Below are 22,191 nucleotides of genomic sequence, written 5' to 3'. Positions count from 1 at the left end.
TCCTGCCGCCGGCTGATCGCTTGTCACGACCGTCGCCAACCGTCTCTAAGGAAGAGTTCGGACGTGCGACCAGCTTTTAATCCCCTAATGTTCGTAATCCCACGGATGGAGGCTTCCGGCCGCACCCAGCACGATGAGCGGCGCATCTTCCTTGTATTCGGGTGCCGCGCTGACCTGCTGCTTGTTCAGGTCGAGCGAGATGCTGTCGCTCTTGCTGGAAACGCCGGCAAAGCGCAGCGCGTTCCAGTCGACGACGATCTTGCGGCTGCCGACGCCGAGGAAGCCGCCGAAATCGATCACCGCGGCGCGAACCTTGCCGTCGCGATCGACGATGACGTCGACGATGCGGCCCATGTCTTCATTGGCGGAGCTGCGCACGTCACGTCCGAGAATGCCGTGGGCGTCGCGCGCGCCGATCACGGTAACCGACGCCGGCGGCGCCGGTTCCTTGGCTTGCTCCTTGGATGGCTCCTTGGCGCCCTCCTTGGCAGGTTCTTTGGCCGGTTCTTTGGCTTGCTCCTTCGCTTGCTCCTTGGCCGGCTCCTTCGGCGCGGCCTGGGCCGCGGCCGGCGGTGCCGATGACGACGGTGACGGCGAAGATGCCGCCTCGTCGGCGGCGCGGACACCGGCCGCCGTGACCAGCACCGCCGCGGCCAGCGTGACAATGATTCTCGGACGCATGAAACTCTCCCACGATATTCCCAGCCTCACGCGGCGCTGCCGCATGAGCGCGCTCAATGCGTCAGCACGATCGACACCTGGATCTGCCCGCGCGTGCGCAAGACTTCGAGCGACACCTCGCCGTTGTGGCGGCGCAGCCGCAAATCGACGCTGGAGGCGCCGAGCCTGAGATCGCGCAACACCACCTCGTTGAGGAATTCCGGCAGGCGTGGGTCGCGCAGGCGGATCTCGCCGCGCGCCACATCGAATTCGAGCCCGAGCGCCGCCTCCAGCAAGGTGAACGGCGTCGCGCTGGCCCAGGCCTGCGGCGCGCAGGCCACTGGATAGAGCACGGGTCCGCGGCGGGGCTCGCGGCGGAAGCCGCAGAACAATTCCGGCAGCCGCCGCAGCTCCATGTAGCTCGCGGCGTCGAACAGCCCGTTGAACAGATGCGCCACCGAATGCTTCAGGCCGTAGCGCGCGAAGCCGAGCGCGATCAGCGCATTGTCATGCGGCCAGATCGAGCCGTCGTGATAGGACATCGGGTTGTAGCGGGCTTCGCCGACCGCGACGGTGCGAATGCCCCAGCCCGAGAAGAATTTCTGGCTCATCAGATCGGCCGCGACCAGCCGCGCGCGATCCTCGCCCACGATGCCGGTGAAGAGAAGCTGCCCGGCGTTGGAGGTGCGCACCTTGCACGGCTGCTTGGCGCCGTCGAGCGCGACCGCGTAGGTGCCGAGCTCCTCGCACCAGAATGCCTCCTCGAACTGCGCGCGCAGCCGCTCGGCCTCGGCCTCCAGCTTCACCGCCTTCTCGGGCATGCCGAGCCGCTGCGCCGCGCGCGCGGCGAGCCGCTTGCCGACGAACACATAGCCCTGCACTTCCGCCAGCGCGATATTGCCCTCGGCGAGCCGGCCATCGGCATGGAAGATGGCGTCGAACGAATCCTTCCAGCCCTGATTGCGCAGGCCCTCTTCGGTGGCGCGCTGGTATTCGAGAAAGCCGTCGCCGTCCGGATCGCCGGGACCGTCGATCCATTGCAGTCCGGCCTCGATCGCGGGCCACAATTCGCGCAACGTCTCCTCGTCGCCGGTGCGCTCGAGATAAAGCCCCGCGAGCAGCACGAACAGCGGCGTCGAATCGACGCTGCCGTAATATTGCGCGAACGGCACCTCGCGCAGCGCCGCCATCTCGCCGCCGCGCATCTCGTGCAGGATCTTGCCCGGCGCCGCATCCGCCAGCGGATCGACCGCCTTGGCCTGGAACACGGCGAGCCGCTTCAGCACGCCCTTGGCGATGCGCGGATCGACCCACAGCATCTGCAGCGCGGTGATCAGTCCGTCGCGGCCGAACGTCGTCGAATACCAGGGGATGCCGGCATAGGGATAGCGGCCCTGCGGCGTCTCGGTCATCAGCATGTTGAGGTCGGCCATCGCCTGGCACAGCACCTCGTTGAAGATGTTGTTCGAGGTCTCGATCGAGGCCGCGCCGGCCGACGAATTGCGCATCTCGCGGCGGTGCGCCAGCAGCCCGCGGAAGAACGGCACCGGCTTCTGCATGATCGGCTTGTTGCAGGACACCGCGACGAACAGCGAGGTGACCTGCGCGGGCGCGAGGTCGAAATGGTAGGTCGCCGCGTTCACCGACAGCCTTGTCGGCCGCGGATCGAAATGCAGCGCCGTGATCCGCGCCAGCGCGTCGAGGCCGTGATATTCCAGCACGACATCGGTCGGCCCCAGCAGCTTGCTTAGCCCCGTGCCGCGGTGCGGCCGGCGCTCGCCGCGCACCTCGAACAGGTCGGCGAAGTCGTTGTCGAACAGCAGCGTGAGGTCGAAGCTGGCCGGATGTTCGCCGTGGTTCTGCAAACCGATGCGCTGATACGCGGTGCCGCGCCACAGGAAGATCGAGCGCACGATGTGCAACGTGTCCTTCGGCAAGGTCAGGCGATCGTCGCGGTAGACGTCGGAATTGGTGAGGTCGACGGTCAGCGACGAGTTGTCGTCGCGCAGGTTGGAGCCGAGCAACAGCGGCTGCACGTTTTCCAGCACCATCTCCAGCCGCGCCAGATAGCGCGTGTCGGCATTGAACAGCCCGTCCGGCCCGCCGGCCGAGGCGCCGATATCGCCATGGCTGTCGAGCACGATGAAGGTGTCGTCGTGCTTGAGCGAGCGCCGCGGCCGGGCCGCCGGCCCGGTCATCGGAATGTAGAACGGCGATTCCACGACGCGTTCGGTGATGCGGGTGGTGATGATCTGCGTAACGACGTCGGCTGTCATCGGAACCTCGGGCGACTTCTTTTGCTCGAAGACTTTTGGCTCGAAGATCTTGGGCTCGAATGTTGGTTCGAACCAACGCACCGCAACGCAAGAACGCGTGATGACGCGGGATCAGGCCGCGCTGGTGGAGAGCCGGCCCATCTCGCGCGCGACCAGGTCGCGGTAGGGGCCCCTGCCCTTCACGAGGATATCGGGCGGGCCGTCCTCGACGATCCGGCCGCCCTGCAGCACGATCACGCGGTCGAAGCTACGCAGCGTCGCCAGGCGATGCGCGATCGCCACCACGGTACGCCCGCGCATCAGCCGCGACAACGCTTCGCGGATCGCCTCCTCGGAATCCGCGTCGAGCGCGGCGGTGGCCTCGTCGAGCAGCAGGATCGGCGCGTCCTTCAGGAAGGCGCGGGCGATCGCAATGCGCTGGCGCTGGCCGCCGGAGACCTTGACGCCGCGGTCGCCGACGATGGTGTTCATGCCTTCGGGCAGGGTTTCGATGAAGTCGCAGCGCGCCGCGATCGCCGCACGCCGCACCTCGTCGTCGGTCGCGTCGGGGCGGCCGTAGCGGATGTTCTCCAGGATCGAGCGATGGAACAGCGAGATGTCCTGCGGAACCACCGAGATCGCCGCGCGCAAACTCTGCTGGGTGACGCGGGAGATGTCCTGGCCGTCCACCATGATGTTGCCGTGCTCGACGTCGTAGAAGCGCTGCAGAAGCGTAAACAATGTTGACTTGCCGCCGCCGGACTGGCCGACCAGTCCGACCCGCTGGCCGGGCTGGATGCGCAGGCTGAAGCGGTCGAACACCTGCAAGCCGCCGGGATAGCGGAACGAGACATTGTTGAAGGCAATCGCCGCGCCGCTCTTCACCAGCGGCTCGGCCTCCGGATGGTCCTTCAGCTCGTGCGGCTGCAGCAGCGTCGCAAGCGCCTCGGTCAGCCGGGCGACGTGCTGGGTGACGTCGACCAGGGCAACCGCGAGATCGCGGGTGGCGCTCAGGATCGAGATGCCCAGCGTGCAGACCAGCACGACGTCGCCGGTGGTGGCCGCGCCCTGCTGCCAGAGGCTGAGCGCCCAGGCCAGCATCGCGATGGTCAGAACCACGGTCACGCCGGCGTGAACGAGGCGCAGCTTCTCGAGATAGCGCAGGGAACGGCCCCGCGCGATGAGTTCCCGGTTCACGGTCGAGTCGAAGCGGTCGTGCTCGTAGCCGAGGCCGCAGAACGCGCGCACCAGCGGCAGGTTGTTGATCACATCGACCATTTCGCCGTCGACCGACGCCGCCTTGCTGGCGAAATCGTCATGCAGCGGCCGGCCGGCGGCAGCCATGTGGAACATCGCCACCACCATGGTTCCCGCGATCAGGATCAGCACCGCCGACATCGTGACGCTGACGGTTCCAACCAGGGTGATCGCCGCGAATGTCGCAATGCAGGGCGGCAACACGTTCCATACGAACATGTTCTCGACGGTGAACACCGCGTTCGAGGTCGCCGTGATCCGGCTGGTCAGCATCCCCGGCAGCCGGTCCGTGAAATAGCTCGGCGCATGGCCGGTGAGATGGCGGAACAGGTCGCGGCGAAGGTCGCCGGTGACGCTGACAAAGGTGTAGCTCGCCGTCCAACTGGCGATCCGCCACAGGAAGTTGTCGGCCGCGATCAGCGACATGAGCAAAGCGAATGCCAGCCATACGCCATTTGCGGACGAAGGTCCGGCCGACAGCGCGTCGACCAGGTTCTTCACGCCGTATTGCGTGCCTACGGAGCAGGCAACCGCGGCGACGACAGCCGACAAGATGACGACATGTGAAGGCAGGCGCCGGCGCAGATAGCGCAGCACGAACGGAAAGGGGCGGTGCGCATATCCTGACAGATGATCCATGGCGTCCCTGCAAAAACCTGTTGGAAGTGAACGGGATTTCTTGAGTTCGGTTTCCCGTGCACGATGACGTGAAGAGCGGCGGTTCGTTTCCTTGGTGTGGCCACCAATGCGCGACATTTTCGCACCGCTCGCACCGGCAAAAACGTGTTGGAGCGTGATGGCATCACCAAGACCACAGTGTGAAGGAAGAAAGAACCGTCGGAATTCACACGCTTAAGGAACCACGCACGTGCGAGAACGTTCCCGTCTTCGGCATGTCGGGTGCCATCAACGGGCTGAGGGGTCTTGTTCATCCACAATGCACATACAGGAGACGGAGAATGCGCATCGCGCAGGTTGCCCCGCTGACGGAGGCTGTTCCCCCCAAACTCTACGGTGGCACCGAACGGGTCGTGCACTGGCTCACCGAAGAACTTGTTACCCTCGGACATGACGTCACGCTGTTCGCCAGCGGCGATTCACAAACCTCCGCGAAGCTCGATGCGACCTGGCCCAAGGCACTGCGCCTCGATGGTTCGGTCCGCGACCCCAACGCGCTGCACATGGTGATGTTGGAGCGGGTCCGGCAGAAGGCCGATGACGACGAGTTCGATTTCCTGCACTTTCATCTCGACTATTATCCGTGGTCGGCGTTCTCCCGGCAGCCGACGCCGTACGTGACCACGCTGCACGGCCGGCTCGATCTGCCGGAGCACCAGCCGGTGTTCAACACGTTCTCCAAGATTCCCGTGATCTCGATCTCGAACGCGCAGCGGCGGCCGGTGCCGCAGGCGCATTGGGTGCGCACCATCCATCACGGCCTGCCCGAGAACCTGCTGACGCCGCAGCCGGTCAAGCCGTCCTACCTTGCGGTGCTCGGCCGCATCGCGCCGGAAAAAGGCGTCGATCGCGCCATCAAGATCGCGACGCGCTGCGGCATTCCGCTGAAGATCGCCGCCAAGGTCGACCGCGCCGATCAGGAATATTATGACGAGCTGATCAAGCCGCTGATATCAGGCAATCCGCTGGTCGAATTCATCGGCGAGATCACCGACCGCGAGAAGCCGGATTTCCTCAGCGGCGCGCTCGGCCTGCTGGTTCCGATCGATTGGCCGGAGCCGTTCGGTCTCGTGATGATCGAGGCGATGGCCTGCGGCACGCCCGTGATCGCCTACAACCGCGGCTCGGTGCCCGAAATCATCGAGGAAGGCCTGACCGGCTTCATCGTCGAGGACGAGATCAGCGCGGTGTCGTCGGTCGGCCGGCTCGAGACGCTGAACCGCGGCGCGATCCGCAAGCAGTTCGAAACCCGCTTCACCGCGCGGCGGATGGCACTCGACTATCTCGCCGCCTATCGCAGCCTGATGGAATCCAAGCCGCGCTTCCAGCTGGTGGCCAGCGCCGAATAACAGTTGCAGCGGCCGATCGGATGATCCGGCGGGCCGACATCATGTCGGTCCGTTGGGTCATCCGATTGTCAATAATAGCCAGCCCTTTGGACGCCAGATCTTGCGCGGCGAACCTGTCCCTATTCGCGCAATAAGTGATTGCTGCGATGCACTTCCCGAATGGCCCTTCTGCATAAGTTTAGCTGATATCGCCTTTGCGATCGCTGAATTACGTGCTCTTATGCTTACCGCCTGATGAAAAATAAGAAGCGAGCGGACGGAGCAACCGTGCCGCGATCGCACAGGGGGGAATGCCATGACTGGGGACCGCACGCCTGTCGCCATTAATAATACCGCTCCGGCCGACGCCTCACGCAAAAAGCTGAACCGCCGCAAATTCCTCGCCAGGACGGGTGGCGTGCTGGCCGCAGGCGCCTTCGGTGCCGTGCCCTTACGCGGCTGGGCCGCCGATCCCATCAATATCGGCGCGCTCTATCCGACCACCGGCAGCATGGCCCAGATCGGCGTCGGCTGCGTCGCCGCCGCAAAGCTCGCGGTCGACATGGTCAACGAGGCCGGCGGCATCAAGTCGCTGGGCGGCGCCAAACTCAACCTGATCGTCTCCGACGTGCAGAGCGACACCACGGTGACGCGCACCGAGACCGACCGGCTGATATCAGGCAACAAGCTGTCGGCGATCCATGGCTGCTATGCCAGCGCGCTGACCCTGATCGCCAGCGAGGTCTGCGAGCGCGCCAAGGTCCCGATCATCACCGGATCGAGCTCGGACCAGCTCAACAAGGGACGCACCTACACCTTCACGCCGTTTGCGCGGGCCTCGCAGTTCGCCAAGACCCAGCTGCAGATGGCCAAGCTCGTCAGCGAGCAGGCCAAGGTCGCCGTGATCTTCGAGAATACGGCGTTCGGCACCTCGACCTCGAATGGGCTCAAAGAGCTGGCGCCGGGCGAAGGCGTCGAAATCGTGATGTTCGAGCCATATTCGGCCGGCTTCACCGATGCAAGCCCGCTGATCAACAAGGTCAAGGCCTCCGGTGCCAACACCCTGTTCTCGATCTCCTATCTCAACGACCTCATCCTGATCGTGCGCACCGTCAAGCAGGTCGGACTCAACATCGCCATCAATGGCGGCTCCGGCGGCTTCGTGATGCCGGACTTCTACAAGAATGTCGGCCAGCTCGCCGAGGGCCTGCAGGGCGTCGGGCACTGGAACCACGACGTCAGCGAGGAAGCCCAGAAGGTCAACCTCGAGTTCAAGAAGCGCACCGGCGAGTTCGCCTTCGAATATGCCGGCGGCCTGGTGGCGCAGACCTTCATGCTGGCCGACGCGCTGGAGCGCGCCGCCTCGACCGATCCCAAGAAGGTGCGTGAAGCGCTCTCCACGCTCGACGTCTCCTCGGGCTATGCGGCAATGGCGCCCGGCGGCAAGGTGAAGTTCGGGCCGGACGGCAAGAACGTCCATGGCAAGCCGGTCGGCGTGCAGTGGCAGAATGCCGATCTGGTCAGCGTCTTCCCCAAGGAAGACGCCCGCGCGCCGCTGATGAAGACTTAGAACAGCGGTCGCCTCGCATGTGGGAGACACTGGCCCAGGCCGTGATCAACGGCCTGCTCATCGGCGGCATCTACGCGCTTGTCAGCATCGGCGTCACGCTGATTTTCGGCGTGGTCAAGATCGTCAATTTCGCCCAGGGCGAATTCGTGATGATCGGGATGTACATCTCGTTCTTTCTCGCCACCCAGTTCGGCATCGATCCGCTGGTGTCGCTGGCGGTCTCGATGCCGGTGCTGTTCGTCGCCGGCATGCTGATCCAGCATTTCCTGATCCGCCGGGTGCTCGGACCCAACGACATGCCGCAGATCTTCCTGACCTTTGCGCTGTCGCTGCTGCTGCTCAACCTTTCGCTGATGCTGTTCACCGCGAATTACCGCACCGTCCACACCTCCTATTCGGACGCGGCGCTGCACATCGGCGGGCTCTACATTCCGGTCGCAAAGCTGATCGCGTTTGCGGTGGCGATGGCGCTGAGCGGCCTGCTCTGGGTGTTCCTGCACACCACCGATCTCGGCAAGGCGATGCGCGCGGCCTCGCAGAACCGCGACGTCGCCATGCTGATGGGCATCAACCCCAACCGGGTGTTCGCCGTGGCGTTCGGCACCGCGCTGGCGCTGGCCGGCGCCGCCGGCTCGCTGCTGATGCCGTTCTACTCGGCCTATCCGTTCGTCGGCCAGGTGTTCGTGCTGATGGCGTTCGTCGCCGTCGTGATGGGTACGCTCGGCAATGTCGTCGGCGCACTGATCGCGAGCCTGATGATGGGGGTCGCGGAATCGCTCGGCATCCAGTTCGTCGGTGCCGATTCCGGCCTGATCGTGGTGTTCGCGATGCTGCTGCTGACGCTCGCCTTCAGGCCGAGCGGGCTCGGCGCCAGGAGGGGCCGCTGATGCAGGCGCTCATCAAGCTGAAATGGCTGTGGCTGGCGATCGCGGCCGCGATCATGCTGGCTTTGCCCCAGCTCGTCACCTCGTCGTTCGCGATCGACATCTTCATCCGCATCCTGCTGTTCTCGTTCATCGGCGTCGCCTGGAACCTGATGGGCGGCTACGCCAAGCAGCTCTCGCTCGGGCATGCCGCCTATTTCGGGCTCGGCGCCTACACCTCGACGATCATGCAGGTGAACTACGGCATCTCGCCCTGGATCGGGATGATCGCCGGCGGCGTGGTCGCGATGCTGGCGAGCCTGCCGATCGGCTGGCTCTGCTTCCGCCTGCGCGGCCCCTATTTCACCATCGCCACCATCGCGACGGCCCAGGTCTTGATGCTGATCTTTCTGAAATTCCGCGATTTCGCCTGGGGCGCCGAAGGCACCACGATTCCCAACCTCGGCAGCGCGCCGCTGATGATGCAGTTCGAGGAGAAGTCGTCGTACTACTATGTCGTGCTCGGGCTGTTGGTGGTCGGGCTATGGATCACCCACAGAATCGAAAGGTCCTGGATGGGCTACTATCTCGTCGCGATCGGCGAGGACGAGGATGCGGCGGAGGCGATCGGCGTCAACGCGCCGAAGATCAAGCGCGACATCTATATGATCAGCGCGTTCCTGACCGCGCTCGCCGGCACCTTTTACACCCAGTACATCTACTTCATCGATCCCGCGACCGCGTTCAGCTTCAACGTCTCGATCGAGGCGGCGCTGGTCTCGATCGTCGGCGGCATCGGTACGCTGTGGGGTCCCGTCATCGGCACCGTGCTGCTGGAGACCACCTCGGCGCTGCTGCAGAGCTGGCTCGGCAGCTCGGTCGGCGGCATCCAGCTCACCGTCTACAGCCTGATCCTGATGGCCGTGATCTTGTGGCGGCCGACCGGACTGATCGGCTTTGCGACCGACGTCTATCACCGCACCACCCGGCGCAAGCCGGCGCATGCCTGAGGGTCGCGTGATGGCAGAAGCACTGGTCATCAAGGGGCTCAGCAAGCGTTTTGGCGGGTTGAAAGCCGTGCAGGACGTCAGCTTCACGGTGCAGGAGAACGAGACCGTGGCGCTGATCGGGCCGAACGGCGCCGGCAAGACCACGAGCTTTCATTTGATCACGGGATTTCATCGCCCGGACGCCGGCTCGGTGCTCGCCTTCGGCCAGGAGGTCGTCGGCCTCAAGCCGCACGACGTCTGCGCGCTCGGCATGGCGCGCACCTTCCAGGTGGCAAAGCCGTTCGGCGCGATGACGGTGCTGGACAATGTGATGACCGGCGCCTTCTTGCGCGACCGCCATATCGCCGCCGCCGAGCGGAAGGCGCGCGAGGCGATCGAATTCGTCGGCCTCGCCGCCCGCGAGCAGACCCAGGCCAAGGACCTCACCACCATCGACCAGCGCCGGCTGGAGATGGCCCGCGCGCTGGCGACGCAGCCAAAGATCCTGCTGCTCGACGAGGTGATGGCCGGGCTCAACCCGTCGGAGATCGACCAGGCCGTGGCGCTGGTGAAGAAGCTCGCCGCCAGCGGCCTGACCATCGTAATCGTCGAGCATGTGATGCGCGCGATCATGGCGGTGGCCCGCCACATCGTGGTGCTCGACCACGGCCAGAAGATCGCCGAGGGCGCGCCGAAGGAAATCGTGGAGAACCCGGAAGTGATCCGCGCCTATCTCGGCTCCTACGTGCACCCGCCGGCGCAGGGAGACGCCCATGCTTGAGCTCTCCCGCGTCAGCGCCAGCTACGGCTCGGTGCCTGCCATCACCGACGTCAACATCTCCATTGCCCAGGGCGAAGCCGTCGGCCTGTTGGGGGCCAACGGCGCCGGCAAGAGCACGACACTGCGCGCCGTCTCGGGCCTGGTCAAACTGTTCGCGGGCAAGGTCACCTTCGACGGCGTCGACCTCGCCAGCCTGCCGCCCTACCGCATCCCCGAGCTCGGCATCGCGCATGTGCCCGAGGGGCGCCAGGTGTTTCCGGAAATGAGCGTGCAGGAAAACCTCGAGATCGGCGCCTTCGTGCCCAAGGCCAAGACGGATCGCGCGCGGACGATGGAGCTGGTCTACAGCATCTTCCCGCGGCTCGCCGACCGCAAGAAACAGCTCGCCGGCACCATGAGCGGCGGCGAGCAGCAGATGCTCGCGGTCGGCCGAGGGTTGATGCTCAAGCCGCGGCTTCTGATGCTCGACGAGCCGTCGCTCGGGCTGGCCCCGGTGATGACCGACGTGACCTTCGAGAAGATCGGCGAGATCCACAAGATGGGCACCGCGATCCTGCTGGTGGAGCAGAATGTCAGCCGCGCGCTGTCGCTGGTGCAGCGCGCCTACGTGCTGGAAAGCGGCAACGTGATCATGCACGGCACCAGCACCGAGCTCGCCAACAACAAGCAGGTGCAGGCGGCGTATCTCGGGATTTGAGGCGTCCCGCTGTTAGTCCCGTCATCCTGAGGAGCCCGCACTTGCGGGCGTCTCGAAGGATGCACGGCCACCAGCGGGGCCGTCGACCCTTCGAGGGCCGCTGAAGAAGCGGCCACCTCAGGGTGACGGTGATAGAGCAATTCTCTGTCCTCATCGTCGTCCCGGCTAAGGCCGGGACGACGATGGACATATTGCACCGCTGTCAATTCCGTCATCCCCGCGCAAAGGCTTCGCCTTTGTCGCTGGAGGATGCACCGCTGTTCAGTCCGTCATCCTGAGGCGCGAGCCCTTGCGAGCCTCGAAGGATGAATCGGCCACCAGCCGGCCCGTCGACCCTTCGAGACGCGCGCAAGAGCGCGCTCCTCAGGGTGACGGGTTGGTTTGCTCACCTTTCTCAGTGTCATCACCCGCGCAGGCAGGTGATCCGGTATTCCAGAGGCAGTGGTGAATGAACCGAGAGGCCGCGGCGTACTGGATCGCCCGGTCCATGTGCGCAATTGCGCACAGGCCGGGCGATGACAGGTGTGGGTGAGGACAAAGCTTCACACCCTCTCAGGGTGACGACGGCGCTACGTCACCACCGTCCGCTTCGGCTCGACGATCTCGAACATGCGCGGGAATTCGTCCATCAGCGCCATCAGCTCGCCGAGCTTTAGCGGCTCGCCGGACACCTTGATCCTGTCGGCGTCGACCGCCTCCGGGAACGTCGTGAGCTTGGCGATCACCTCGTCCAGCGTGCCGCGCGCCAGGGTGAAGCTCGCATCCGCATCCGCCGCCTGCGCGCCCTTGACGTAGGTCAGCGCCGAATTCTCCAGATTGAGCACGAACGTCTCGCCGGTATCGGTAAAGCTCCAGTTCAAGACGATGCGCGTGCCTTCGGCCTTGGGGCCGTTGAGGCGGATGCCGAGCACGTCCCAGAGCTGCTCGGTGCGCAGCGCGGCCAGCGTCTCGCGCGGCATCGGCGAGCGCGGCGGCGTCTTCGGCATGCCCTGGCGCAGCTCCTGCGCGCCGAACAGATAGGCGTTGCGCCAGGTCGAGCTTTCCGCGGCGTAACCGAGCTGCTCGAACGTGTCGGCCAGCATTGCCCGCGCCGCCTGGTTGTCCGGCTCGGCGAACACGAGATGGCTGACCGCCTGCGCCACGAAGCGGAATTCGCCCTTTGCAAAATCCGCCGCGGCGCGTTTCAGGATCGCGTCGGCACCGCCCATGTATTCGACATACTTCTTGCCTGCCTCGACCGGCGGCAGCGTATCCAGATTGACCGGATTCGCATCATACCAGCCGAGATATTTTTGGTAGATCGCCTTCACATTGTGCCTGATGTGGCCGTAATAGCCGCGGCCATGCCAGGCGCCCTCCAGGCTCTGCGGCAGACGGATCGCCTCGGCGATCTCGGCGGCGTTGAGCCCGTGGTTCATCAACCGGATGGTCTGGTCGTGGGCATATTTGTAGAGATCGCGCTGCTGGCGGATCATGGTGTCGATCCGCTCCCGCCCCCACACAGGCCAGTGATGCTGGCCGCACATCGCCTCGGCCTTGCCGCCCCACATCTGCAGCGCCTCGCCGAGATATTTCGACCAGGCCAGCGCATCGCGGACATCGGCGCCGCGGAACGGCAGCAAATTGTGGAAATTGTGCGTGCAGTTTTCCGCGAGGTTGAGCAGCCTGTAGCGCGGGATGAAGAAATGCATCTCGGCCGGCGCCTCGCTGTTCGGCGCCATCTGGAATTCGAATTCGACGCCGTCGATCACCCTGACATCGCCGGTCGCGATGATCAGGTCGGTCGGCCGCAGCAGCGCCACGCCGCCGGCCGCCATGGTCTTGCCGAGCCCGCAGTCGACCTGTCCGTGCACGCCCTTGGCGAGGAACGGCCCGAACTGATACTGCGCGCGGCGCAGCATCGCCGGCCCCGCGATGATGTTCTCGGAGACCGCGTGCTCCATGAAAAAGTTCGGCGCGATGATCGGCAGACCGGCCGCCAGCATCGCGTCGTCGAGCACGCCGCGGGCGCCGCCCCAATGGTCGGTATGGGTGTGGGTGAAGATGACAGCCGCGACCGGCCGCTTGCCGCGGTGCTGGAAGTACAGCTCCATCGCCGCCCGCGCCCCCTCGATCGAGGTCAGCGTGTCGACCACGATCACGCCGGTGTCGCCCTCGATCAGCGTCATGTTGGCGATATCGAGCCCGCGCACCTGGTAGACGCCGGGCACCACCTCGAACAGACCGTGATGCATGTTGAGCCGCGACTGCCGCCACAGGCTGGGATCGACGGTCGGCGGTGCATTTTCCTCCGCCAGGAAGCCGTAAGGCTCGAGGCTCCAGACCGTGCGGCCCTGCGCCGAGGTGACTTTTGCGTGCTCGATGGTGCCGAGGAAGCCGCGCGCGGCGTCGTCGAAATCACTGACATCGGAAAACGGCAGCGCCTTCAGCGTCGCCGCATGCTGCGCGATGACCGAGGCGGATGCGGGCTTCGGAGCTTGCGATGCGTCACTGGCGCTTGTCATGATCGTTCACTCCCCTCACACCACGAAAACCTTGATCATCCGCCTCAGCGAAACTGCACGCCCTCGAACTGGCCGCTGCTGCGCCATCCCTCGATATATTTGAAATAGGCCAGCGCGCCCGCAGGATGGCCGACATTGAGCTTGGCGGCGGGACCGGGCTCGCGGCCCTCATTGTTGTAGTAGCCCGGCGTGCAATCCGGTCCGCCGATCATGCGGCCGACGCCGGTCAGGAGCAGTTCGACCCAGCGGCTCTCGGCCTCCTTGCTGACTTCGATTTGCGTGAAGCCGTTGTCGCGCGCATGGCTGACCATCAGCGCGATGGTCCGCGCCGCCTCCGTCAAATTGTGCGGCACGTTGGAGATCAGGTTGGCGCCCTGCGTCGGCTGCACGAAGAACACGTTCGGAAAGCCGTGCACGTGGATGCCGTGCTTGGTGCGCATGCCCTCGGCCCAATACTCCGACAGCTTGACGCCATCGCGGCCGGTCAGATCGAAGCCGGCCCGCCGGCGATATTCGGTGCCGACCTCGAAGCCGGACGCATAGATGATGCAATCGAGCTCGTATTCCCTGCCGGCGACGACGATCCCCTTCTCTGTGATCCGCTCGACGCCCTTGCCGTCGGTGTCGACCAGATGCGTGCCCGGCGTGTTGAACGCCTGCAGATAGGAATCATGGAAGCACGGCCGCTTGCAGAGCTGGCCGTACCAGGCCTTCAGATTCTTCGCGGTCTCGCGATCGCGGACGATCGTGTCGATCCGGTTGCGGATTTCCTCCATCTTCTCGAAGTCGGAATCCTCGAACGCGGCCCGCATGTTTTCCACGGTTCGCTGCTCGCGCGGCAGCACCATGATCTTGGCGCGGATCCGCTTCGACAGGTCGGTCCAGCCATCCTGCACCAGATCCTCTTCGGCGGAGCCGCCGGCCTGGTTGGCGGTGAAATTTTCCAGCCAGCGCTGCTGCCAGCCCGCCGTTGCGATGCCGGCGAACCAGTCCGGATCAATCCGCGCATTGCCGCGCACGTCGACCGACGACGGCGTGCGCTGGAACACGTAGAGCTCCTTGCAGGCCCGCGCGAGATGCGGCACGCACTGCACCGAGGTCGCACCGGTGCCGATGATGCCGACGCGCTTGTCGGCAAGCCTGTCCATCGGCGCGCCCTGCGGACTGCCGCCGGTGTAGTCGTAATCCCAGCGGCTGGTGTGGAACGAGTGGCCGGCAAAATTCTCGATGCCGGCAATGCCGGGCAGTTTCGGCACGTGCAGCGGGCCGGTGCCGATGCCGACATATTGCGCGGTGAAGGCGTCGCCGCGGTTGGTGCGGATCATCCAGCGCGACTGCGCCTCGTCCCAATCGAGGCTGACGACCTCGGTGTGAAACAGCGCGTTGTCGTAGAGCCCGAAATGTTTGCCGATGCGCTGGCAATGCGCGAGGATCTCCGGCGCATGCGCGTATTTCTCCGACGGCATGTGGCCGGTCTCTTCCAGCAGCGGCATGTAGACCATCGACGCGGTGTCGCACTGCGCGCCGGGATACCGGTTCCAGTACCAGGTGCCGCCGAAGTCGCCGCCCTTCTCGACGATCCGCACATCCTTGACGCCGATCTCGGTCAGCCGCGCGGCGGTCGCGAGCCCAGCGAAGCCGCCGCCGATGAAGGCGAAGGTGACGTGGTCGGTCTTCGGCGCCCGCTCGGTGCGCGGCGTATAGGGATCGTCGAGATAATGCGCGAGCTGTCCCTTGATCTGCAGATACTGGTCGTTGCCGTCGGGACGCAGCCGCTTATTTCGTTCAGCGAGATATTTCTGGCGCAGCCGCTCCTTGTCGATCGCGGCGGGCTTCGCATCCCGGGATTGATCCGTCATCGTCATCGGAGGGCGCCTCGCTCGATCGGCTTTTCTGTCGTTGGTTCCGCAACAGATAAGCTGACATCGACGCGATTGGCAAATCCCCGCCGTCCCGGCATCCTCGGCGTGACTTGACGGTTGGCCCCCTCATTCCGGGCGTATTGCCCTGGAATGACCTGCGCTCACTTCTTCACCTTGCTCGCATCCATCTTGATGTTGGCGTCGAGCATTTTGGTCGAGAACGCGGTCGTGACGTCGAACGGCTTCTCCATGCCGAGATAGGTCTGGACCAGTTCATAGTCCTTCTTCATCCGCTCGCCGTCGATCCAGCCGAGCGCCTTGGTGGTGGTGAACTCGTCGGTCATCAGATACTTGATGCGCTCCCACTGCCGCTCCTGGTTCGCCTTGTCGAGGCCGGAGGCCTGGTCGAGCAGCGCCTTGAGGCAGGGCGCGACGTCGGCGACGCAGGCCGCATAGGCCTTCTGGCTGATCCGCACGAACTCCTCGACCAGCTTCGGGTTCTTCGTCAGATAGGCGCCGTTGACGATCAGCGAGTTGCCGTAGGGGTTGAGCCCGATGTCCTTCCAGTTGACGAAGCCGAGGTCCTGGCCGAACTCGATCACCTTGAGATCGTGCTCGTTGTAGAAGTCGCTGATGATGTCGACGGTGTGGCTCTTCAGCGCCGCGATCTTCGCGGTCGGGCCGACATTGACGAAGGAGACCGCGTCGGGCGCGAGCCCGGCCGCCTTGGCGAAGGCCGGCCACATCACGCGCGAGGCGTCGCCAGGCGGGTTGCCGATCTTGTGGCCGACGAAATCCTTCGGCCCGTTCACGCCGTAGCTCTTCAGCCAGTAGAAGGTCTGGCCGGTATTGGCGTAGATGCTCATCAGCGCCACCACGTCGGCGCCCTTGCTCTTGGCCACCAGCATGGTGGCGAGGTCGGCGATGCCGAACGGCGAGCCGCCGGAGCCGACCTTCAGCGCCGAGACGCCGGAGCCCTTGCCGACCTCGATGGTGAGATCGATGCCGGCCTTCTCGTACCAGCCCTGCGCCTTGGCATAATAGAACGGCGAATGGTCCGCGGTCGGCGTCCAGTTCAGCACCAGGTTGACCGCGTCGCCCGCGAACGACGGCCCGATCGGCATCGCCAGCGCAACCGCCAGCCCAATCGTCAGCCCAATCGTCAAGGCGGCGGCTCTCAATCCCCTCATCGCATCCTCCTCGAACGACAAGGCCGGCCTTGTCGTTGCGTGTCCCTGACGCTACCAATGCAACAGAGGGCGGGACCAGTTGTCAACTGTTTGGTTGGAAATGCTCAAGAGACGATCGGACGACATCAAGCCGCAGCGGCGCGATCCCGTCGCCACCCGGAACAAGCTGCTGACCGCGGCGCGGCGCGAGTTCGCGCAGAACGGGCTGGCCGGCGCCCGGGTCGACGAGATCGCGGCGCGCGCCGGCGTCAACAAGCAGCTGGTCTACCACTATTTCGGCGACAAGGACGCGCTCTACCTCGCCGTGCTGGAATGGGTCTATGAAGAGATCCGCGCCCAGGAGCGCAAGCTCAATCTCGAGGGCCTGCCGCCCGAGCAGGCGATCAAGACGCTGATCGAGGCCTCGTTCGACCATCTCGACGCCCACCCCGACTTCATCGTGCTGTTGAACGACGAGAACCGCGGCGGCGCCCGTCACGTGCGCGGCTCGCGCAAGCTCGAGGCGATGCATTCGCCCCTGGTCAGCATGGTCTCGAAGATCCTCGCCGAGGGCGTGCGCGCGGGAACCTTTCGCAAGGGCGTCAACGCGGTGCACCTCTACATCTCGATCGCGGGCCTCAGCTATTTCTTCTTCTCCAATGCCTCGACCCTGTCGGCGATCTTCGGCAAGGACCTGTCCAGCGCCGCCGAGAAGCGCGCCCGCCGCAAGCACGTGGTCGACCTGGTGCTGAAGTCGCTGCGGCCGTAGGCGAGCGTTGGCCGTTCCCCATATTCGGTGTCGTCCCGGCCTTGAGCCGGGACCCATAACCACCAACGCGCGTTGGTTTGCGAAGCTGGGGCCCACGGCCCTCGTAGCAACAACGTCCTGTGGTTATGGGTCCCTGCTTTCGCAGGGTCGACACCGGAATTCGTGGCGCGACTTGTGAACTTCGACCCGCTAATCAACCAACTGGTTGAAAGTTGCCGACACCCGGGATAGGCTGCGCTCGCGCCCGGAGGATGGCGCGAGCAACGGAGCAGCCTGTGTTCAATGACGGCGGACGGTCGGCGCGGTCGATTGCGATCATCCTGATCGTGCACCTTGCCGTGATCGTGCTCTGGCAGGTCGCCGTCGACGCCTTCCAGGTTCCAAAGTTCATCCTGCCCTCGCCGCTCGCGACCGTGGCGACGCTGGGCGCCGCAAAGTATGCCTGGCTGTCGAACCTGCTGGTGACGGCGGCGGAAATCCTCGGCGGCTTCTGCCTCGGCGCGCTGGTCGGCGTCGCGCTTGCGGTGATCTTCACCTGGTCGCCGCTGGTCAGCCTGCTGCTGCTGCCGCTGTTCGTGACCTTGAACATGATCCCGAAGGTCGCGCTGGGGCCGCTGTTCATCGTCTGGTTCAGCTACGGCATCTTTCCGAACATCCTGATCGCGTTCTCGATCTGCTTCTTCCCGATCCTGCTGACCACCGCGCGCGGCCTCTCCGAGGTCGAGCCCGACCTGCTCGACCTTGTGAAATCGCTGCGCGGCTCGCGCTGGACCCTGTTCCGCAAGATCCAGCTGCCGGGCTCGCTGCCTTACGTGTTCTCCGGCATGAAGGTCGGCGCCATCCTCGCGGTCGCCGGCGCCATCGTCGGCGAGTTCATCGCCTCCGAGCGCGGGCTCGGCTACCTGATGATCCAGGTGCAGTCCTCGCTCGACACCCCGGCGATGGTGATGGCCGTGGTGCTGCTCACGCTGCTCGGCGTCGCGCTGTACGGCCTCGTGCTCGGCCTCGAACGGCTGTTCGTGGTCCGCGACGTCAGGCTGCAATAACAAGGACACAGCATGCTGCTCACCCGCGACACCCTGCCCGCAACGATCCCCGATCTCGATGCGCTCGACGAGCTGCTGAGCCGGCCGAGCCAGGCGCTGATCGACGATCTCGGCAAGGTCGACGGCGACATCATGATCCTCGGCGTCGCCGGCAAGATGGGTCCGACCCTGGCCGATCTCGCCAAGCGCGCACAACCGCAGCGCCGGGTGATCGGCGTCGCGCGCTTCAGCGACCAGAGCGTCAAGGAGTGGCTGGAGACGCGCGGCATCGAGACCATCAATTGCGACCTGCTCGACGAGCGCGCGATCGCGCAACTGCCGAAGAGCCCGAACGTGATCTTCATGGCCGGCCGCAAGTTCGGTGCCGAGGGCGATCTGTCGCTGACCTGGGCGATGAATGCGCATGTGCCGGCACTGGTCGCCCAGGCTTTTGCGACCTCGCGGATCGTCGCGTTCTCGACCGGTTGCGTCTATCCGTTCGTGCCGGTCGACGGCCGCGGCTCCGACGAGGAGATGGCGCCGAACCCGCCCGGCGAATACGCGCAATCCTGCGTCGGGCGCGAGCGCATGTTCGAATATTTCTCGCGCAAATTTTCGACGCCCGGCCGGCTGTTCCGCCTCAATTACGCGATCGACATGCGCTACGGCGTGCTGCATGACATCGCCACCAAGGTGTTTTTGGGCAAGCCGATCGACGTCAGTCTCGGCCATGTCAACTTCATCTGGCAGGGCGACGCCGCCGCGCAGGCGCTGCGCTGCCTCGCGCATTGCGACACGCCGACCTCGCCGATCAATGTCAGCGGCCATGAGATCCTCGCGGTGCGCGACCTCGCCGCCAAATTCGGCAAGCGCTTTGGCCGCGCGCCGGTGATCGTAGGCCAGGAGGAGCCGACGGCATGGCTGACCGACACCTCGCAGGCGGTGAAACTGTTCGGCCTGCCGATCGTCGATACCGACCAGTTGATCGCATGGACCGCCGATTGGGTGGCGCGGTCGATGCCGAGCCTCGGCAAGCCCACCAAATACGAGGTGCGCGATGGCCGCTACTGACTCGCTCGCGATTGTCGAGCTCGGCGTCGACGACGCGCCGGCGGGCCTCGCACTGTCGGCGGAGGCGCACTGGAACCAGAACGAGGCCGACTGGCGATTTTTCCTGAGCCACGGCATCGTGCTCGGCGTGCGCGACGGCGACCAGCTGATCGCCACCGCGGCGCTGCTGCCTTACGCCGACGGCAACGCCTGGATCAGCATGGTGCTGGTCACCGCGCGCTGGCAGCGCCGCGGCATCGCCACCCGGCTGGTCGACGCCTGCCTCGACGCCGCGCGGCAACGCCAGCTGACGACATGGCTCGACGCCACACCGGCCGGCGCCGCGGTCTACGGTCCGCTCGGCTTCACGCCGACCTTGGAGCTGCGCCGGCTTCGCCTGACCGATCCGCCGCGCGGCGCGGACACGCAGGCGCTGCCGGCCGGAGAACCAGACGAATTGATCGCCCGCGACCGCCGCGCCTACGGCTTTGAGCGCGAGGCGCTGCTGCGAACGTTCTGCGCGCGCGCCGGCTCGCGTCTCGTCGCCGGCGACAAGGCGATTGCCCTGGTCCGCGACGGCCGCATCGCCCGCCATATCGGGCCGCTGCTTGCCGACGACGCCGCCAGCGCGCTGGCGCTGGTCGCAGCCATCGCGCAATCCGAGACGCGGCCGCTGATCATCGACGCCGTTCATTCCCAGTTCGACTTCCTGAACGGCCTGACCAGCGCGGGCTGGAGCATCGAGCGGCCGTTCCAGCGGATGCGGTTCGGGCCGCGGACCACGCCGGGCGAGCAGTTGCCGTTTGCCGTCGCCGGCCCGGAATTTGGATAGGGACACGCCATGCACCACAGCGACATCAAGCCCGAGGTCCGCAAGCTGATCGCCGACGGCACCGTGCTGCCGGCGCATCCGCTGGCGCTCGACGCGAGCCGTCAGCTCGACGTCAGGCACCAGCGCGCGCTGACGCGCTACTACATCGACGCCGGCGCGGGCGGCCTTGCGGTCGGCGTCCACACCACGCAGTTCGCGATCCGCGACGTCGGCCTCTACCGGCCGGTGCTGGAGCTCGCCGCCGAGACCGCCGCCGCCTGGACCACGCGGCCGCTCGCGATGGTCGCGGGCCTCGCCGGCCCGACCAGCCAGGCGACCGCCGAAGCCAAGGTCGCGCGCGGCATCGGCTATCACGCCGGGCTGCTCAGCCTTGCGGCGATGAAGTCGGCCTCCGAGGACGAGATCATCACCCATTGCGAGGCGGTGGCGAAGGAAATCCCGCTGGTCGGCTTCTATCTGCAGCCGGCGGTCGGCGGCGTGATCCTGAGCGCTAATTTCTGGCGGCGCTTTGCCGCGATCGACAATGTGATCGCGATCAAGATCGCGCCGTTCAACCGCTACCGCACCCTCGACGTGCTGCGCGGCGTCGCTGCGGCCGGCGCACTCGACCGCGTTGCGCTCTATACCGGCAATGACGACCATATCCTGCTCGACCTCACGCTGCCGTTCGACCTGCGCGAGAACGGCGTCACCACGCGGACATATTTCAAGGGCGGCCTGCTCGGGCACTGGTCGGTGTGGACCGCCAGCGCCATCAAGCAATTCGAGATGTGCAAGGCGGCGCGGCACAAGGAGACGGTCCCGGCGGATTTGCTGGCGCTCGACGCTCGCGTCACCGATTGCAACAGCGCCTTCTTCGACGTCGCCAACAATTTCCACGGCTGCATCGCAGGCTGCCACGAGATCCTGCGCCGCCAAGGGCTGATGCAGGGCATCTGGTGCCTCGATAAGGACGAGGGCCTGAGCCCGGGCCAGATGGCCGAGATCGACCGCGTCTGCCGCGAGCACGCCGACCTCTCGGACGATGCGTTCGTCGCCGAGAACCTGCAGAAATGGCTGGCATGACGGCGGAGCCCTTCATCAGCCTGCGCAACGTCCGCAAGGTCTACCGGTCCAGGGGCGCCGAATTCCTCGCCGTGTCCGACGTCACCATGGACGTGCAGGAGGGCGAGCTGGTGTCGCTGGTCGGCCCGTCCGGCTGCGGCAAGACCACGGTGCTGAAGATTCTTGCCGGCCTGCATGGCGCCGATTCCGGTACCGTGAAGATCGGCAACGCCACGACGCCGTTCGATCCGGCGCGCGATATCGGCATGGTGTTCCAGCAGGCGCTGCTGCTGAAGTGGCGCACCATCCTCGACAACGTGCTGCTGCCGGCGGAGATCGTCGGCCTGCCGATGAAGGCGGCGCGCGAGCGGGCGCGCGACCTGCTGAAGCTGGTCGGGCTCGCCGGCTATGAGGACAAGTACCCGCAGCAGCTCTCCGGCGGCATGCAACAGCGCACCGCGATCGCGCGCGCCTTCGTCCATGACCCGAAGCTGATCCTGATGGACGAGCCGTTCGGCGCGCTCGACGCGCTGACCCGCGAGCAGATGAATCTGGAGATGCTGCGGATCTGGCGCGAGAGCGGCAAGACCATCATCTTCGTCACCCATTCGATCCAGGAAGCGGTGTTCCTGGCCTCGCACTGCGCCGTGCTCACAGCGGGACCCGCGAAGATGGCCGAGTATTTTCCGATCGACCTGCCCTTCCCGCGCGATCTGCCGATCAAGACCACCGACGCGTTTGGCGCCTATGCGCGGCGGATCTATTCGAGCCTCGGGCTGAGCGCCGGCCTGTAGCTTTTTTGCTGCAACTAGGGTTAGCTCTGGCGTGACGCTCACAACCTCACTCGGAGGAATACGG

General features: G+C 65.5%; 18 protein-coding genes. 12 read left to right on the top strand and 6 right to left on the bottom strand.

Annotated elements, in window-relative coordinates; genetic code table 11:
- Positions 1 to 84: 84 nt before the first annotated feature.
- The 3 genes from XH93_RS13835 to XH93_RS13825 all read right to left on the bottom strand — a co-directional run bounded on the left by XH93_RS13835 (position 85) and on the right by XH93_RS13825 (position 4,811).
- Positions 85 to 681, bottom strand: coding sequence for a PRC-barrel domain-containing protein (locus XH93_RS13835; RefSeq protein ID WP_194473934.1), 597 nt, complete (start codon positions 679 to 681; stop codon positions 85 to 87).
- Positions 682 to 734: 53 nt separating this feature from the next.
- On the bottom strand, positions 735 to 2,936 hold the full coding sequence (locus XH93_RS13830) for an amylo-alpha-1,6-glucosidase (protein WP_194473933.1): 2,202 nt from the start codon (positions 2,934 to 2,936) through the stop codon (positions 735 to 737).
- Between the two features lie 111 nt (positions 2,937 to 3,047).
- Positions 3,048 to 4,811, bottom strand: a complete 1,764-nt coding sequence (locus XH93_RS13825) for an ABC transporter ATP-binding protein (RefSeq protein ID WP_139481592.1) — start codon at positions 4,809 to 4,811, stop codon at positions 3,048 to 3,050.
- Positions 4,812 to 5,131: 320 nt separating this feature from the next.
- On the opposite strand from XH93_RS13825, the gene XH93_RS13820 reads away from it, so the two are divergent.
- From XH93_RS13820 to XH93_RS13795, 6 genes are all read left to right on the top strand, one after another.
- Positions 5,132 to 6,199 carry a glycosyltransferase family 4 protein gene (locus tag XH93_RS13820; protein ID WP_139481593.1) on the top strand — a complete coding sequence of 356 codons (1,068 nt, stop codon included), beginning with the start codon at positions 5,132 to 5,134 and terminating at the stop codon, positions 6,197 to 6,199.
- 295 nt (positions 6,200 to 6,494) lie between these two features.
- On the top strand, positions 6,495 to 7,748 hold the full coding sequence (locus tag XH93_RS13815) for an ABC transporter substrate-binding protein (RefSeq protein ID WP_194473932.1): 1,254 nt from the start codon (positions 6,495 to 6,497) through the stop codon (positions 7,746 to 7,748).
- Positions 7,749 to 7,765: 17 nt separating this feature from the next.
- The gene (locus XH93_RS13810; protein WP_194473931.1) at positions 7,766 to 8,635 is read left to right on the top strand and encodes a branched-chain amino acid ABC transporter permease; all 870 of its coding nucleotides are present in this window, start codon (positions 7,766 to 7,768) and stop codon (positions 8,633 to 8,635) included.
- A complete protein-coding gene (locus XH93_RS13805; RefSeq protein WP_194473930.1) occupies positions 8,635 to 9,621 on the top strand; it encodes a branched-chain amino acid ABC transporter permease in 987 nt (328 codons plus the stop codon). Before XH93_RS13810 ends, XH93_RS13805 begins: the two co-directional genes overlap by 1 nt.
- A 10-nt stretch (positions 9,622 to 9,631) precedes the next feature.
- The gene (locus tag XH93_RS13800; protein WP_246799614.1) at positions 9,632 to 10,381 is read left to right on the top strand and encodes an ABC transporter ATP-binding protein; all 750 of its coding nucleotides are present in this window, start codon (positions 9,632 to 9,634) and stop codon (positions 10,379 to 10,381) included.
- A complete protein-coding gene (locus XH93_RS13795; protein WP_194473928.1) occupies positions 10,374 to 11,078 on the top strand; it encodes an ABC transporter ATP-binding protein in 705 nt (234 codons plus the stop codon). The genes XH93_RS13800 and XH93_RS13795 overlap by 8 nt, the downstream gene beginning before the upstream one ends.
- Positions 11,079 to 11,647: 569 nt before the next feature.
- On the opposite strand, the gene XH93_RS13790 is transcribed toward XH93_RS13795, so the two are convergent.
- The 3 genes from XH93_RS13790 to XH93_RS13780 all read right to left on the bottom strand — a co-directional run bounded on the left by XH93_RS13790 (position 11,648) and on the right by XH93_RS13780 (position 16,634).
- Positions 11,648 to 13,582, bottom strand: coding sequence for an alkyl/aryl-sulfatase (locus XH93_RS13790; protein WP_194473927.1), 1,935 nt, complete (start codon positions 13,580 to 13,582; stop codon positions 11,648 to 11,650).
- 44 nt (positions 13,583 to 13,626) lie between these two features.
- The gene (locus XH93_RS13785; protein ID WP_194473926.1) at positions 13,627 to 15,447 is read right to left on the bottom strand and encodes an NAD(P)/FAD-dependent oxidoreductase; all 1,821 of its coding nucleotides are present in this window, start codon (positions 15,445 to 15,447) and stop codon (positions 13,627 to 13,629) included.
- A 158-nt stretch (positions 15,448 to 15,605) separates the two neighbouring features.
- Positions 15,606 to 16,634, bottom strand: coding sequence for an ABC transporter substrate-binding protein (locus XH93_RS13780; RefSeq protein WP_194473925.1), 1,029 nt, complete (start codon positions 16,632 to 16,634; stop codon positions 15,606 to 15,608).
- 100 nt (positions 16,635 to 16,734) lie between these two features.
- On the opposite strand from XH93_RS13780, the gene XH93_RS13775 reads away from it, so the two are divergent.
- From XH93_RS13775 to XH93_RS13750, 6 genes are all read left to right on the top strand, one after another.
- Positions 16,735 to 17,382, top strand: coding sequence for a TetR/AcrR family transcriptional regulator (locus XH93_RS13775; protein ID WP_194473924.1), 648 nt, complete (start codon positions 16,735 to 16,737; stop codon positions 17,380 to 17,382).
- A gap of 251 nt (positions 17,383 to 17,633) precedes the next feature.
- Positions 17,634 to 18,428 (top strand): ABC transporter permease, encoded by a 795-nt coding sequence (locus XH93_RS13770; RefSeq protein WP_139481603.1) that lies wholly within the window; start codon positions 17,634 to 17,636, stop codon positions 18,426 to 18,428.
- A 12-nt stretch (positions 18,429 to 18,440) separates the two neighbouring features.
- A complete protein-coding gene (locus XH93_RS13765) occupies positions 18,441 to 19,478 on the top strand; it encodes an NAD(P)-dependent oxidoreductase (protein ID WP_194473923.1) in 1,038 nt (345 codons plus the stop codon).
- On the top strand, positions 19,465 to 20,289 hold the full coding sequence (locus XH93_RS13760) for a GNAT family N-acetyltransferase (protein WP_194473922.1): 825 nt from the start codon (positions 19,465 to 19,467) through the stop codon (positions 20,287 to 20,289). Before XH93_RS13765 ends, XH93_RS13760 begins: the two co-directional genes overlap by 14 nt.
- A gap of 9 nt (positions 20,290 to 20,298) precedes the next feature.
- On the top strand, positions 20,299 to 21,354 hold the full coding sequence (locus tag XH93_RS13755; protein WP_194473921.1) for a dihydrodipicolinate synthase family protein: 1,056 nt from the start codon (positions 20,299 to 20,301) through the stop codon (positions 21,352 to 21,354).
- Positions 21,342 to 22,127, top strand: coding sequence for an ABC transporter ATP-binding protein (locus tag XH93_RS13750; protein ID WP_194473920.1), 786 nt, complete (start codon positions 21,342 to 21,344; stop codon positions 22,125 to 22,127). Before XH93_RS13755 ends, XH93_RS13750 begins: the two co-directional genes overlap by 13 nt.
- Positions 22,128 to 22,191: the final 64 nt, after the last annotated feature.

Source organism: Bradyrhizobium sp. CCBAU 51753 (genome assembly GCF_015291565.1).
In the GTDB taxonomy this organism is placed as follows: Bacteria; Pseudomonadota; Alphaproteobacteria; order Rhizobiales; family Xanthobacteraceae; genus Bradyrhizobium; species Bradyrhizobium ivorense.
Note: the sequence above shows the minus strand (reverse complement) of the source record. Positions and strands in the feature narration are given on the sequence as shown.

What these genes read in the sequence shown, in the direction of transcription:
- XH93_RS13835 (WP_194473934.1), bottom strand. Translation starts at nt 681, where the DNA reads ATGCGTCCGAGAATCATTGTCACGCTGGCCGCGGCGGTGCTGGTCACG.
- XH93_RS13830 (WP_194473933.1), bottom strand. Translation starts at nt 2,936, where the DNA reads ATGACAGCCGACGTCGTTACGCAGATCATCACCACCCGCATCACCGAA.
- XH93_RS13825 (WP_139481592.1), bottom strand. Translation starts at nt 4,811, where the DNA reads ATGGATCATCTGTCAGGATATGCGCACCGCCCCTTTCCGTTCGTGCTG.
- XH93_RS13820 (WP_139481593.1), top strand. Translation starts at nt 5,132, where the DNA reads ATGCGCATCGCGCAGGTTGCCCCGCTGACGGAGGCTGTTCCCCCCAAA.
- XH93_RS13815 (WP_194473932.1), top strand. Translation starts at nt 6,495, where the DNA reads ATGACTGGGGACCGCACGCCTGTCGCCATTAATAATACCGCTCCGGCC.
- XH93_RS13810 (WP_194473931.1), top strand. Translation starts at nt 7,766, where the DNA reads ATGTGGGAGACACTGGCCCAGGCCGTGATCAACGGCCTGCTCATCGGC.
- XH93_RS13805 (WP_194473930.1), top strand. Translation starts at nt 8,635, where the DNA reads ATGCAGGCGCTCATCAAGCTGAAATGGCTGTGGCTGGCGATCGCGGCC.
- XH93_RS13800 (WP_246799614.1), top strand. Translation starts at nt 9,632, where the DNA reads ATGGCAGAAGCACTGGTCATCAAGGGGCTCAGCAAGCGTTTTGGCGGG.
- XH93_RS13795 (WP_194473928.1), top strand. Translation starts at nt 10,374, where the DNA reads ATGCTTGAGCTCTCCCGCGTCAGCGCCAGCTACGGCTCGGTGCCTGCC.
- XH93_RS13790 (WP_194473927.1), bottom strand. Translation starts at nt 13,582, where the DNA reads ATGACAAGCGCCAGTGACGCATCGCAAGCTCCGAAGCCCGCATCCGCC.
- XH93_RS13785 (WP_194473926.1), bottom strand. Translation starts at nt 15,447, where the DNA reads ATGACGATGACGGATCAATCCCGGGATGCGAAGCCCGCCGCGATCGAC.
- XH93_RS13780 (WP_194473925.1), bottom strand. Translation starts at nt 16,634, where the DNA reads ATGAGGGGATTGAGAGCCGCCGCCTTGACGATTGGGCTGACGATTGGG.
- XH93_RS13775 (WP_194473924.1), top strand. Translation starts at nt 16,735, where the DNA reads ATGCTCAAGAGACGATCGGACGACATCAAGCCGCAGCGGCGCGATCCC.
- XH93_RS13770 (WP_139481603.1), top strand. Translation starts at nt 17,634, where the DNA reads ATGGCGCGAGCAACGGAGCAGCCTGTGTTCAATGACGGCGGACGGTCG.
- XH93_RS13765 (WP_194473923.1), top strand. Translation starts at nt 18,441, where the DNA reads ATGCTGCTCACCCGCGACACCCTGCCCGCAACGATCCCCGATCTCGAT.
- XH93_RS13760 (WP_194473922.1), top strand. Translation starts at nt 19,465, where the DNA reads ATGGCCGCTACTGACTCGCTCGCGATTGTCGAGCTCGGCGTCGACGAC.
- XH93_RS13755 (WP_194473921.1), top strand. Translation starts at nt 20,299, where the DNA reads ATGCACCACAGCGACATCAAGCCCGAGGTCCGCAAGCTGATCGCCGAC.
- XH93_RS13750 (WP_194473920.1), top strand. Translation starts at nt 21,342, where the DNA reads ATGGCTGGCATGACGGCGGAGCCCTTCATCAGCCTGCGCAACGTCCGC.